This window comes from Cryobacterium sp. BB736, from assembly GCF_014980265.1.
Taxonomy (GTDB): Bacteria; Actinomycetota; Actinomycetes; order Actinomycetales; family Microbacteriaceae; genus Terrimesophilobacter.
Map to the genome: position 1 here is coordinate 428,259 of NZ_JABXWQ010000004.1, position 13,111 is coordinate 441,369.

General features: G+C 69.1%; 12 protein-coding genes. 1 reads left to right on the forward strand and 11 read right to left on the reverse strand.

The features are described from left to right. Positions 1-17 precede the first annotated feature (17 nt). Positions 18-602 (forward strand): hypothetical protein, encoded by a 585-nt coding sequence (locus IRG63_RS11515; protein WP_227412056.1) that lies wholly within the window; start codon positions 18-20, stop codon positions 600-602. 12 nt (positions 603-614) lie between these two features. Here IRG63_RS11515 and IRG63_RS11520 read toward each other — a convergent pair whose 3' ends face one another. The 11 genes from IRG63_RS11520 to pheS form a co-directional block, all read right to left on the reverse strand. Continuing rightward, positions 615-959 (reverse strand): VOC family protein, encoded by a 345-nt coding sequence (locus tag IRG63_RS11520; protein WP_168627613.1) that lies wholly within the window; start codon positions 957-959, stop codon positions 615-617. A 62-nt stretch (positions 960-1,021) separates the two neighbouring features. Then, the gene (locus tag IRG63_RS11525; protein ID WP_193510205.1) at positions 1,022-1,615 is read right to left on the reverse strand and encodes a DNA-3-methyladenine glycosylase; all 594 of its coding nucleotides are present in this window, start codon (positions 1,613-1,615) and stop codon (positions 1,022-1,024) included. A gap of 4 nt (positions 1,616-1,619) precedes the next feature. Beyond that, a complete protein-coding gene (argH, locus tag IRG63_RS11530; protein WP_193510206.1) occupies positions 1,620-3,029 on the reverse strand; it encodes an argininosuccinate lyase in 1,410 nt (469 codons plus the stop codon). A 2-nt stretch (positions 3,030-3,031) separates the two neighbouring features. Beyond that, positions 3,032-4,234, reverse strand: coding sequence for an argininosuccinate synthase (locus IRG63_RS11535; protein WP_168627617.1), 1,203 nt, complete (start codon positions 4,232-4,234; stop codon positions 3,032-3,034). Positions 4,235-4,389: 155 nt separating this feature from the next. Then, positions 4,390-5,313 carry an ornithine carbamoyltransferase gene (argF, locus tag IRG63_RS11540; RefSeq protein ID WP_193510207.1) on the reverse strand — a complete coding sequence of 308 codons (924 nt, stop codon included), beginning with the start codon at positions 5,311-5,313 and terminating at the stop codon, positions 4,390-4,392. Continuing rightward, entirely contained in the window at positions 5,310-6,491 is a 1,182-nt protein-coding gene (locus IRG63_RS11545) for an acetylornithine transaminase (protein WP_193510208.1), read from the reverse strand. Before IRG63_RS11545 ends, argF begins: the two co-directional genes overlap by 4 nt. Beyond that, a complete protein-coding gene (gene argB / locus IRG63_RS11550; protein WP_193510209.1) occupies positions 6,488-7,330 on the reverse strand; it encodes an acetylglutamate kinase in 843 nt (280 codons plus the stop codon). Before argB ends, IRG63_RS11545 begins: the two co-directional genes overlap by 4 nt. Further along, positions 7,330-8,481: a bifunctional glutamate N-acetyltransferase/amino-acid acetyltransferase ArgJ gene (gene argJ / locus IRG63_RS11555; RefSeq protein ID WP_193510210.1), complete on the reverse strand. Its 1,152-nt coding sequence runs from the start codon at positions 8,479-8,481 to the stop codon at positions 7,330-7,332. Before argJ ends, argB begins: the two co-directional genes overlap by 1 nt. After that, positions 8,478-9,524 (reverse strand): N-acetyl-gamma-glutamyl-phosphate reductase, encoded by a 1,047-nt coding sequence (gene argC / locus IRG63_RS11560; RefSeq protein WP_193510211.1) that lies wholly within the window; start codon positions 9,522-9,524, stop codon positions 8,478-8,480. Before argC ends, argJ begins: the two co-directional genes overlap by 4 nt. A 30-nt stretch (positions 9,525-9,554) precedes the next feature. Then, positions 9,555-12,065: a phenylalanine--tRNA ligase subunit beta gene (gene pheT / locus IRG63_RS11565; protein WP_193510212.1), complete on the reverse strand. Its 2,511-nt coding sequence runs from the start codon at positions 12,063-12,065 to the stop codon at positions 9,555-9,557. Then, positions 12,065-13,102 (reverse strand): phenylalanine--tRNA ligase subunit alpha, encoded by a 1,038-nt coding sequence (gene pheS, locus IRG63_RS11570; protein WP_168627624.1) that lies wholly within the window; start codon positions 13,100-13,102, stop codon positions 12,065-12,067. Before pheS ends, pheT begins: the two co-directional genes overlap by 1 nt. Positions 13,103-13,111 lie beyond the last annotated feature (9 nt).

A 13,111-nucleotide genomic window follows, 5' to 3' on the forward strand; every position in this document is an offset into this window, starting at 1 on the left:
ACCGGGAGGGACCACGCATGGAAGTGCTGAACTACGTGCTCTGGATCACCGTCACGCTGCTGCTGATCGCGGCCATCGTGCTCGCGGTGTTCGCGAGCCGGTCCGGCAAGGACTGGCTGGCGGTGCCGTGCGTCGGATTCGTCGCGGTGTGGATCCTCTGGGCGCTCGTCGACGGGATGCGCACCGCCCCGAGTTTCGGATTCATCGTCTCGAGCGCGATCGGCCTGCTGGCGCTCGCCGTCATCGCGGGCTCGCCGATCGTCTCACTCGTGCTGCGGCTGGCAACCCGCGGCAGCGAGCACCTCGGCGATCACGGCGGAATTCTCGTCGGCCCCAAGGATGACGAGGACGAGGACGATCAGCCGCGCGAACGGGAGATCCTGCGCGGCGGCATGACGATCGGCTTCCTCGAGCGGTTCGCGATCGTCGGCTCGGCGTTCGCCGGGCAGTTCGCCGCGGTCGCGGTCGTAGTGGCGATCAAGGGCCTCGGCCGATTCTCCGAGCTCGAGAACGCGGAAGCCCGCGAGCGGTTCATCATCGGCACCCTCGCGAGCTTCATCTGGGCGGGCGTTTGCGCGGTGCCGATCGTGCTCGCGTTCTAGGTTGAATTCCGGTTACGCGCGGCTGTCGTAGATGCCGACGATGTTGCCCTCGGAGTCCCTGAAGTAGGCGTAGCGAGCTGTCTCCCCCAGCGGCATGACCTGCCCGACCTGCTCGCCGCCGTTGGCGATAACGGCCGCCATGGTCTCGTCCAGATCGTCGACGGTGATCACAACAGTCGGATGCGGAATAGCGCTGCGCTTGTGGATGTCACCACCGATGCTGTCCTCGCCGCCGGGCTTGATCATGACGGTGTCCTCGTCCCAGTCGTCGAACTGGAAGTCGAATACGCCACCGTAGAACGCCTTCGCGCGCTCGACGTCATCCGCGGGGATCTCGAAGTGCTCAACCTTTGCCATGGCATGAGCATCGCCGCTGACCGTTGCCAGCGTCAAGGAATCTGCGCGGTTTCGAAGCTGGGTCAGCGTTTCTTCGGAACGTGCCGCTTGTACGGTGACACCGTCGGGTCGCCGGGAACCCAGAACCGCCACGGGAAGACATCCGTGCCCCCATGCCCGGACACGCCCGTGCGTGGCCCGGTCGCGAACTCGGTCGCCGGCTTGCCGGTGAGGTGCAACCGGACGGCTCCGTCTTCGAGGTCGGTGCCGCCGTCGTCGAGAGTGATGCCGAGGGCGACGGTGAGACGCGCGGGGCCGCGGGCCAGGTCGGCGTCGCCCTTGGTGGTGTGGCGGCGCTCACGCGCCAACTCGATGCCCTCGATGACTTCGCCGGCTCGCAGCAGGCATCCGGATGCTTCCCCTTCCGGCGAGCAGACCACGTTGGCGCACGTGTGCATGCCGTACGTGAAGTACGTATACAGGTGCCCGGGTTCGCCGAACATGACCTGGTTGCGGTTGCTCTTGCCGCGGAACGCGTGCGAACCGGGGTCGATCGCTCCGAGGTACGCCTCGACCTCGGTGATGCGCACGCTGACGCCGTCCTTGCTGATCACCGAGCCGAGCAGGTACGGCGCCACCTCGAGGGCCGGCCGGGTCAGAAGCTCGCGGTCGAACATCGCGTCAGGCGAGGGCCCGGACGCGCGCGGTGAGTGCGGCCAGCTGGTCGGCGACGCGGGCGGGAGCAGTCCCGCCTACGCCGTCCCGGCTGGCGATCGAGCCGCCAACCGACAGCACGCTGCGGACCTCCGGCGCCAGGTGAGTGGAGATCGACGCGAGCTGCTCGTCGCTGGGCTCGTGCAGCTCGACCCCGTGCTGCTCGCAGAACCTGACGAGCGCGCCGCTGATCTCGTGCGCATCCCGGAACGGGACGCCGCGCTTCACCAGCCACTCCGCGACATCCGTCGCCAATGAGAAGCCTTGCGGCGCGAGCTCGGCCATCCGCTCGGTGTTGAATCGCATGGTCGCGACCATGCCGGTGAAGGCGGGCAGCAGCACCTCGAGGGTCTGCACCGAGTCGAAGACCGGCTCCTTGTCCTCCTGCAGGTCGCGGTTGTACGCGAGCGGCAGCCCCTTCAGGGTCGCGAGCAGCCCGGTCAGGTTGCCGATCAGCCGGCCTGCCTTGCCGCGCGCGAGCTCGGCGATGTCCGGGTTCTTCTTCTGCGGCATGATCGACGAGCCGGTCGAGTAGCCGTCATCGAGGGTGACGAAACCGAACTCGCGCGTGTTCCACAGGATGATCTCCTCGGCGAAGCGCGACAGGTCGACGCCAAGCTGCGCGCACACGAACGCGAACTCGGCCACCAAATCACGGGCCGCGGTGGCGTCGATGGAGTTCTCGCTCGGCCCGCTGAGCCCAAGCTCGCTGGCCACCAGCGCCGGGTCGAGCCCCAGCGAACTGCCGGCGAGCGCGCCGGATCCATACGGCGACACGGATGCCCGCGCCGCCCAGTCACGCAGGCGCTCGAGGTCGCGCACGAGCGGCCACGCGTGGGCGAGCAGGTGATGCGCGAGCAGCACCGGCTGCGCGTGCTGCAGGTGCGTGCGCCCCGGCATGACGGCATCCGGATGCGCATCGGCCTGCGCGGCGAGCGCGTCGACCAGCTGGATCACCTGGTGACGGATCACGCTCGCGTGATCTAGCAGGTAGAGGCGCACGAGGGTTGCGATCTGGTCGTTACGGCTCCGACCGGCGCGCAGCTTGCCGCCGAGCTCGGGGCCGGCGAGCGCGATCAGCTCGCGCTCGAGCGCCCCGTGCACGTCCTCGTCGGATGGCTGCGGGAGCACCGTGCCATTCTCGACTCCGGTCTGCAGCTTCTGGAGCGCGTCGAGCATCCGCTCCAGCTCGTCAGCGCTCAAGTAGCCCGCGGCGGCCAGCGCCTTGGCGTGCGCGCGCGAACCGGCGATGTCATACTCTGCGAGCTGCCAGTCGAAGTGAGTGGACCGGCTCAGCGCCGCGAGCTCGGGCGACGGCCCTGACTCGAACCGACCGCCCCAGAGGGCGCCCTCGTTGGTGCCGCCGGTCTCCGTCATCGCTACTGCTGGTCCGCCTGGTCGCGGCGCGCCGAGATGCGGCTCGGCAGCGACCACAGCTCGATGAAGCCCTTCGACAGCGACTGGTCGAACGTGTCGCCGGTGTCGTAGGTGGCCAGGTCGAAGTCGTACAGGCTCTGCGCGCTCTTCTGCCCGGTCACCACGGCGCGGCCGCCCTGCAGCTTGATCCGGATGTCGCCGCTCACGTACCTCTGCGTGTCGTCGATGAAGACGTCAAGGGAGCGCTTCAGGCTGGAGAACCAGAGGCCGTCGTAGACGAGCTCGGCCCACTCGGCCTCAACGCGCCGCTTGTAGCGGGCCAGGTCGCGCTCGAGGGTGAGGTTCTCGAGGGCTTCGTGAGCCTCGATGAGCGCGACGGCGCCCGGTGCCTCGTACACCTCGCGGCTCTTGATGCCCACCAGCCGGTCCTCGACGATGTCGATGCGGCCGACACCGTGCTTGCCCGCGAGCTCGTTCATCCGCTCGACCACCTGCAGCGCGCTAAGTCGCGTGCCGTCGATGGCGACCGGGATGCCTGCCTCGAAGGTGATGATGACCTCGTCGGCGTCCTTGATGACGGCCGGGTCCTGCGTGTACTCGTAGATGTCCTCGATCGGCGGGTTCCACGGGTCCTCGAGGAAGCCGGTCTCCACCGCGCGACCCCACACGTTCTTGTCGATCGAATAGGGGCTCTTCTTCGACTGCTCGATGGGCAGGTTGTTCTCTTCGGCGTAGACGATCGCCTTGTCACGGGTGAGCGCGAGGTCGCGCACCGGCGCGATGCTCGTCAGCTCGGGCGCGACGGCCGCGACAGCGGCCTCGAAGCGCACCTGGTCATTGCCCTTGCCGGTGCAGCCGTGCGCGACGCTGTTGGCGCCGAGGTCGCGCGCGGTCGCCGCCAGGTACTTGGCGATGAGCGGGCGCGAGAGCGCGGAGACCAGCGGGTACTGCTTCTGGTACATCGCGTTGGCCTTGAGCGCCGGCATCAGGTAGTCGTTTGCGAACTCGTCCTTCGCGTCGACGACGACCGAATCGACCGCGCCGCAGTCGAGCGCGCGCTGACGGATGACATCCATGTCCTCGCCGCCCTGGCCGACGTCAACCGCGAGGGCGACGACCTCCTTGCCGGTCGCATCCTTCAGCCAGCCGATGCCGACCGAGGTGTCAAGACCCCCAGAGTAAGCGAGCACAACACGTTCTGACATGGTTCTCCTTCAAGATTTCGCGTTCAAGTCTACGGTCCGCCACCTTGGCGCTCCGGCGGTCCTCGCGCACCCAGTTGCCCACTTCCGCCCCTAAATCCCGCGGAAAGTGGGGCCGAAGTGGGCAACTCGGCGAAGAGTTCCGCGCGGATTCGTGGTTACGCCTGTCGCAGCAGCCACACCAGCAGCGCCTTCTGGGCGTGCAGCCGGTTCTCCGCCTCATCCCAGATCAGGCTTCGCGGCCCGTCCAGGACGTCTGCACTGACCTCGAACCCGCGGTCGGCGGGCAGGCAGTGCAGGAAGTTCGCGTCGGGCTTTGCGAGCTCCATCAGCTCGGCGTTCACCTGGTAGCGGCTGAGCTGCTCCAGGCGCGCAGCCGTCTCGGCCTCGCGCCCCATCGACACCCAGGTGTCGGTCACGACGACGTCGGCGCCCGCGACCGCCTGCTGCGGGTCGGTGAACACCGCGACCGAACCGCCAGTGCGCTCGGCTGCCCGCTCCGCATCGGCGATCACGGATGGCGTCGGCGCGTAGTCGGCCGGGGCCGCGATGCGCACGTGCATCCCGGCGGTGGCACCGGCGAGCAGGTACGACTGCGCCATGTTGCACGAGCCGTCGCCGACGAAGGTCACGGTCTGCCCGGCGAGCTCGCCCCGGTGCTCCCGGATGGTGAGCAGGTCGGCGAGGAGCTGGCACGGGTGGAAGTCATCGGACAGCCCGTTCACGACGGGCACGCGCGTGCCGTTGGCCATCTCCTCCAGCCCGGCCTGCGCGAAGGTGCGCCAGACGATCGCGGCGACCTGCCGCTCCAGCACGCGCGCGGTGTCGGCCGGGGTTTCCTTGCCGCCGAGCTGGCTGTTCGCGGTCGTGATGATGAGCGGGTTGCCGCCGAGCTCGGCGATGCCGACGGCGAAGCTGACACGCGTGCGCGTCGATGACTTGTCGAACACCACCGCGACGGTGCGCGGCCCCTCCAGCGGGCGCTCGGCGAAGCGATCCTGCTTCAGCCGGCTAGCCAGCTCGAGAATCTCCAACTGCTCCGCTTGGCTGAGGTCGTCGTCGCGCAGGAAGTGCCGGGTCACTGTGTCACCTCCAGCGAGCGCGCGAACAGGTCACGGAACTCGGCGATGTCGTCGTCGCCGATGATCAGCGGCGGCGCGATCCGGATGCTGCTCTCGTTCGCCGCGTTGATGATCAAGCCGTTCGCGAGCGCAGCGGCGGAGAGTTCCTTGGCGACCGGCCTGGTGAGGCCGACGCCGATCAGCAGTCCCCTGCCCCGCACCTCGGCGACCAGGTCCGAGTCGAGTGCGCGGATGACATCACGCAGCTCATCACCGCGCCGGATGGCGTTCTCCATCAGCCCGGAAGCCTCGATCTCGTCGAGCACCGCCAAGCCTGCCGTCGCCGCGAGCGGGTTCCCGCCGAACGTGCTGCCGTGCTGGCCCGCCCGGAACAGGTCGGATGCCTCACCGAAGGTCACGAGCGCGCCGATCGGCACACCGCCGGCGAGGCCCTTGGCGATGGTGATCGCATCCGGGATGATCCCGGCGTGCTGGAACGCGAACCAGGCACCGGTGCGACCGATGCCGGTCTGGATCTCGTCGATGATCAGCAGCACGCCGTGCTCGCTCGTGAGCTCGCGCGCGCGCTGCAGGAACCCGTCCGGCAGGTCGACGACGCCCGCCTCACCCTTGACCGGCTCGAGGAACAGCGCCGCGACATCCGGTCCGATCGCCGTCTCGAGAGCCTCGATGCTCGTGTGGATGTGCTCGATACCCGGCACCAGCGGTGCGAAGTCCTTCTGCAGCGCCGGCTGGCCGGTGAGCGACAGCGCGCCCATGGTGCGGCCGTGGAACGACCCGCCCAAGGTCAGGATGCGCGGGCGCGACCCGCCCCGCGTGTTCAGCCTGGCCAGCTTGAGTGCCGCCTCGATCGCCTCGGTGCCGGAGTTGCCGAAGAACACCCGCCCCTGCTCACCCGCGCCGCTGATCTCGCGCAGCCGCTCAGCGAGCCGGATCTGCGACGGCGTCGCGAAGTAGTTGGACACGTGCGCGAGCGTCGCGATCTGGCTGCTAACGGCGTCCACGAGCGCCGGATGCGCGTGCCCAAGCGAGTTGACGGCGATGCCGGCCAGGAAGTCGAGGTAGCGCTTGCCGTCGACATCCCAGACGTGGGTGCCCACTCCTCGCTCCAGCACCGCCAGCGGTGGGGCGAAGGTGCCCATCATCGCGGTGGAGTGCCGTTGAAGCCACGTGCTCATGTTGCCTGCCCTGACCCTTCGACAATCGTCGTGCCGCTGACGCCGAAGGGCTCTCGCGTGAGCGGATGACTGGTGGTGCCGTCGATGATGGCGGCCCGGGCAACGCCGCCCCTGACCGCGTGGAGGCACGCGGTCATCTTTGGAATCATGCCAGATTCGAGGCTGGGAAGCAGACGCTCGAGCGCCGCGGCGTCCAGTTCGCGGATCAGGCTGTCGCGGTTCGGCCAGTCGCCGTAGAGGCCGGGCACGTCAGTGAGGATGATCAGCCGGTCAGCGCCAAGGGCGATGGCGACGGATGCCGCGGCCGAGTCGGCATTGACGTTGAGCAGGCTGCCGCGCGCATCCCGATCCAGGGCGATCGCGGAGATGACGGGGATGCGGCCGGCTCCGATCGTCTCCGCGATGGTCACCGGGTCGACCTCGACGACATCGCCGACCTGACCGAGATCGACCGGCTCGCCGTCAACCATGGTGTTGCGCTTCGCGCCGAGGAACAGTGACCGCTCGTCACCGACAATGGCTTCCGCCTGCTCGCCCGCCTCTGCGATCCGGTCGGCGAGCTCGCGGCCGATGCTGGCGAGCACATCGCGCACGACGAGCACGGCATCCGGTGTCGTGTAGCGCAGCCCACCCCGGAACTCGCTCTGGATGCCGCGCGCCTCGAGCGCCGCGGAGATCTGCGGGCCGCCGCCGTGGGTCACCACCGGCGTCAGGCCGGCGCGCTTGAGCGCGACGATGTCCTCGGCGAACGCGCGTCCGAGCTCGGCATCGACCATTGCGTTGCCGCCGAACTTCACAACGACCGTCTCGCCGTGGTGATCGCTGAGCCAGTCGGTCATCAGCTGGAGTAGGCGCTGTTCTCGTGCACGTAGTCGTGCGTGAGGTCATTGGTGAGCACGGTGGCTGTCGCCTCGCCTGCGAACAGGTCGATCACGAGGTGCAGGTCGCGCGGCGTGAGGTCGACACGGTCGCGCGGCTCGTCGGGAGCACCGGCGTGGCAGACCCGCACGCCGTTCATGGTGACGTCGACCGCGTACGGGTCGAAGTCGGCGCTCGTCGTGCCGATGGCCGCGAGTACCCGGCCCCAGTTCGGGTCGTTGCCGAACACGGCGGTCTTGAACAGGTTGTTGCGGGCGACTGAGCGGCCCACCTCGACCGCGTCGTCCTCGGTCGCGGCGCCGCGCACCTCGATCGTGATGTCGTGGCTGGCGCCCTCGGCGTCCTGCATGAGTTGGGTGGCGAGGTCGAGGCACACCGCGGTCAGCGCGTCGGTGAACTCGCGCACCGTCGGGCGGATGCCGGACGCTCCGGATGCCAGCAACGTCACCTGATCGTTGGTGGAGGTGCAGCCATCGGAGTCCAACCGGTTGAAGCTCACGCGCACCGCGCCCAGCAGCGCCTCGTCCAGCTCTTCTGCTTCCAGGTCGGCGTCGGTGGTCAGCACGACGAGCATCGTCGCGAGGGCCGGGGCAAGCATGCCCGCGCCCTTCGCCATCCCGCCGATCGACCAGCCCTCACCCTGGTGCAGCGCCTGCTTCGGGCGCGAGTCGGTGGTCATGATCGCGTGCGCGGCGTCCCGGCCACCGTCGCGGCTGAGCCCGCCCGCGGCCGCGTCGACCCCGGACTCGAGCTTCTGCAGGTCGAGCTGCTCGCCGATCAGCCCGGTGGAGCACACCAGCACGTCGTCGGGCGACACCGCGAGCGCACGCCCCACCGCCTGCGCGGTGGCCTCTGTCGTGCGGTAGCCCTGTTCCCCGGTGAAGCAGTTCGCCCCGCCGGAGTTGAGCACGATGGCAGAGACCGTGCCGTTGGCTGCCACCCGCTCCGACCAGAGGATCGGGTTGGCCTTCGCCCGGTTGCTCGTGAACACGACCGCGGCTGATTGACGCGGGCCGCGGTTCACGACAAGCGCGAGGTCCAGAGCCGCGGACGCCTTCAGCCCGGCAGCGACGCCAGCAGCCTCGAAGCCGAGCGGCGTGGTGACAGTCACGGCGCCACCGCGTTGAGCGGGAGCCCGGTGCCCTCCGGCAGCCCGAGCGCGACGTTTGCTGCCTGGATCGCCGCGCCCGCGGTGCCCTTGGTGAGGTTGTCGATGGAGGTGACCGTCACGACCCGGCCGGCTGCCTCGTCGACCGCGAAACCGACCAGCGCGGTGTTGGCGCCGACGGTGTCCGAGCTCTTCGGGAACTGCCCTGCCGGCAGCAGCCGCACGAACGTCTCGTCCTCGTATGCGCGCTCCCATGCCGCGCGCGCCTCGGCGGCGCTGATGCCCGGTGCCAGGCGCGCTGTTGACGTTGCGAGGATGCCGCGCGACATCGGCACGAGCACCGGTGTGAAGGAGACGGTCACGTTGCGCCCGCCCGCCGCGGTCAGGTTCTGGCGGATCTCCGGAGTGTGTCGGTGCACGCCGCCGACCGCGTAGGCGCTAGCCGAGCCCATGATCTCGCTTGCCAGCAGGTGCGGCTGCAGGCTCTTACCCGCGCCGGAGGTGCCGACCGCGAGCACGGCCACCACATCGTCGGCCATGATGACCCGATCCCGGATGCCGGGAGCCAGTCCCAGCGTGATCGCCGTGACGTTGCATCCGGGTACCGCGATGCGATGGGCGCCGGCGAGCCGGTCGCGCTGCTTGCTGCCGTCGCCGAGCACCAGCTCTGGAAGTCCGTAGGTCCATGCCCCGTGGTACTCGCCGCCGTAGAACTTCGCCCAGTCCTCTTCGCTCGTCAGCCGGTGGTCGGCGCCGCAGTCGATGACCAGCGTGGACGCGGGAAGGCTCTCGGTCAGCGCGCCGGACTTGCCGTGTGGCATCGCCATGAAGACGACGTCGTGGCCGGCGAGCAGGTCGGGCTTGGTCTCCTGCAGCACGAGCTTCTCGTAGGAGCGCAGGTGCGGGTGCACCGCGAGCAGCGGCTGGCCGGCGTTCTGGTTCGCGGTGACCGTTCGCACGTCGAGTTCAGGGTGTGCCGCGAGCAGACGCAGCAGTTCGCCGCCTGCGTAGCCGCTTGCGCCGGCTATTGCTACCGAAAAAGCCATCCTCTAAATCTACCGTCCGACCTGGGAGCCTCAGTCGCGAAGGCTCGCGCCGTGCCGCTCGGCCGCGACGGCAACGCCCGCGAGCTTGGACTCGGTCGCCTCCGCCGCGGTGAGCGTGCGGTCGGGCGCACGGAACCGCAGGGCGAACGTGAGCGACTTCGCGCCATCCGGAAGGCCGGTCCCGCGGTAGTCGTCGACGAGGTGAGCCTGCTCGAGCAGTTCGCCCGCGCCGTCAATCAGTGCAGTGAGCACGTCATCCGCCGGCACCGCCTGGTCGACGACCAGCGACACATCCTGCGTGGCCGCCGGGTAGCCGGAGATCGGGGTCGGCACAACTTCTCGCGGTGCCAGGTCGATCAGCGCACCCAGGTCGAGCTCGACAACGGCGACAACGCGTGGGAGGTCGTGCTCCTCGGCAAGCGCGGGCAGCAGCTCGCCTGCGAAGCCAACGCGAGTTTCGTCGACGAGGAGCTCCGCTGTGCGGCCCGGGTGCAGCGCGGCGTGGCTGCCCTGACGGATGCGCAGCTCGGCGCCGACCGCGAACGCCACCTGATGGGCGGCGTCAAGCGCGTCGCTGAGTCCCGCGGGAACGGCACCCTGACCGGGCTGACGTTCAATGGTGTTGCCGACGAACAGCGCGCCGATCCGCAGCGGCTGCTGCGGGATCTGCTCGGCCAAAGCGGCGAGCTCGTCATCGCTCGGCTTGGCCGTTCCGCTCGGGATCGTCGCCAGCCCGTAGCGACGCTCCGGGTCCCGCAGGTACACCACGCCCGCCTCGAAGATCCGCAAGTCGACAAAGCCGCGGGACAGGTTGCGCCTGGCGATGTCGATGAGCCCGGGGACGAGGCTCGTGCGCAGCTCGGGTGACGTCGGGTCGAGCGGGTTCACGAGGGTGAACGCGTGCGCAGGCGAGCCGTCCGGGGTTCCGAATGTCGCGTTGGCTGCGGTCGTGACGAAAGGGTAGGCGAGCACCTCGGTGAGCCCGGCTGCCGCGAGCGTATTCGCGGCGGCGCGGCGCAGCCGCTGCTCACGCGTGAGACCGCGGCCGGGCGGCGCGACCGGAAGCGCGGATGGGATGCGGTCGTAGCCGACGATTCGCGCGGCCTCTTCCGCCAGGTCGGCCTGGTCGAGCAGGTCGGGACGCCAGGTTGGCGGCGTTACCGTGAGTCCGCCGTCAACCGGCTGGACAGCCGCGCCGATCTGGGTCAGGGCGTTCAGGATCTCGCCGTCAGCGAAGTCGGCACCGATGATGCCGTTGACGTAGCCCTGCGGCAGGAAGATCGACTCGCGCTCCGGAACCTCGCCGACGCGGTACACCGCGCCGGTGTCGGTGCCGCCGGCGAGTTCGACGAGCAGCTGGGCGACTCGCGCTGCAGCCGGCTCGGCCACAGCGGGGTCGACGCCCCGCTCGAAGCGGCGGCTCGCCTCGCTGGGCAGCTTGTGCCTGCGTGCGGTACGGGCGATCGACACTGAGTCGAAGCTGGCGGCCTCGATCAGCACATTGGTGGTGCTGTCGCTGATCTCCGTGGTTGCCCCACCCATGACGCCCGCGAGGCCGATCGGCCCGGAGTCGTCGGTGATCAGCAGGTCCTCGGGGCTGAGCGTGCGCTCCTTGTCGTCGAGCGTCGTGAGCTTCTCGCCCGGCGTCGCACGGCGCACCGTGATGCCACCGGTGAGCTTGTCGAGGTCGTACCCGTGAATCGGCTGTCCGAGCTCGACCATCACGTAGTTGGTGATGTCGACAAGCAGCGAGATCGACCGGATGCCCGCAAGCGCCAACCGCGCGACCATCCAGGCCGGGGTCGGCCGGCTCGGGTCGACGTCGCGAACCACGCGGGTCACGAAGATGGAGCAGCCGACGCGGCCGCGGATCGGAGAGCGGTCGTCGATGGACACCGGAACCGGCGACTCCTCGACTGCGGTGCGGGCATCGTCAGCCGGCTGGTGTCTCGCCGGGTCCCGGAATGCCGCGCCGGTCGCGTGCGAGTACTCACGGGCGATGCCGCGGATCGACAGCGCGTACCCGCGGTCGGTGGTCACGTTGACCTCGACCGCCCAATCGTCCAGGCCGAGCAGGCTGATCGCATCCGTTCCCGGCTCCGGGTCGAGGCCCAGCTCGGCGAGACGCAGGATGCCGTCGTGGTCCTCCCCGATGCCGAGTTCGCGGACCGAGGCGATCATGCCGTCGGAGACGTGGCCGTAGGTCTTGCGCGCGGAGATCGGGAACGGGCCGGGCAGCACGGCACCGGGCAGCGACACCACGACCTTGTCGCCGGCGTGGAAGTTGTGCGCGCCGCACACGATCCCCCGGGGCTCACCGTCGCCCACGTCGACCTGGCACCAGCGGATCGTCTTGCCGTTGCTCTGCGGTTCATCGACGTACTCGAGCACCTGCCCGACGACGACCGGTCCGGTCACGTCGAAGCCGTAGGCGCTCTCCTCCTCCAGGCCGACCTTGACCAGGGCGGCCTGCAGCCCCTCAGCGCTGATGTCCTCGGGGACATCGACGTACTCACGCAGCCAGCTGATCGGGACGCGCATCACACCACCATCCCGAACTGCTGCGAGAAGCGGATATCGCCCTCGACCATGTCCCTCATGTCGTTCAGTTCGTTGCGGAACTGGAGGGTGCGCTCGACGCCCATGCCGAACGCGAAGCCCTGGTACTCGTCCGGGTCGACTCCGGCCGCGCGCAGCACGTTCCGGTTGACCATGCCGCATCCGCCCCACTCCACCCAGCGGGCTCCGCCCTTGGCACCGGGGTGCCAGACGTCCATCTCTGCGCTCGGCTCGGTGAACGGGAAGAAGTTGGGGCGCAGCCGGATCTTCGCCTCGGCGCCGAACATGTTGCGCGCGAAGTGCTCGAGCGTGCCGCGCAGGTTCGCCATGGTCAGGCCACGGTCGATCGCGATGCCCTCGATCTGGTGGAACACCGGCGTGTGGGTGGCGTCGAGCTCGTCCTTGCGGAACACCTTGCCCGGCGCGATCACGTAAACGGGCAGTTCACGCTCCAACAGGCTGCGGATCTGCACCGTCGAGGTCTGGCTGCGCAGCACAAGCTGCGAATCGGCGGGGTCTACGAAGAAGGTGTCCTGCAGGCTGCGGGCCGGGTGGTCGGCGTCGGTGTTGAGGGCGTCGAAGTTGAACCACTCGTGTTCGAGCTCCGGGCCTTCTGCGATCTCCCAGCCCATGCCGACGAACACGTCCCCGATGTGCTCCATGAGCAGGCTGAGCGGATGCCGCGCACCTGCCGTCCAGCGCGACGGGACGGCCGTTACATCAACCGCTTCTGCGGCGAGTCTCGCGGTCTCCTCGGCCTCGAACAGTTCGGCCTCACGCGCGGCGATCGCCTGGTTGACTCGGGCGCGCGCCTGACCGACGAGCTTGCCGGATGCTGCCTTCTGGTCGTTCGGCACGTCGCGCAACCGCGAGTTCAGCTGCGCGAGCGGCGAATTCTCCCCTGCGTGGGCGGAGCGCGCCGACTTCAGCTCGCTCAGCGTCTCGCACTCGCGGATGGCCGCGAGGGCGTTCTCGACTGCTTCGGCTACTGCGTGTTCAGGAATAACGGGTTCAGGCACGAGACCCAA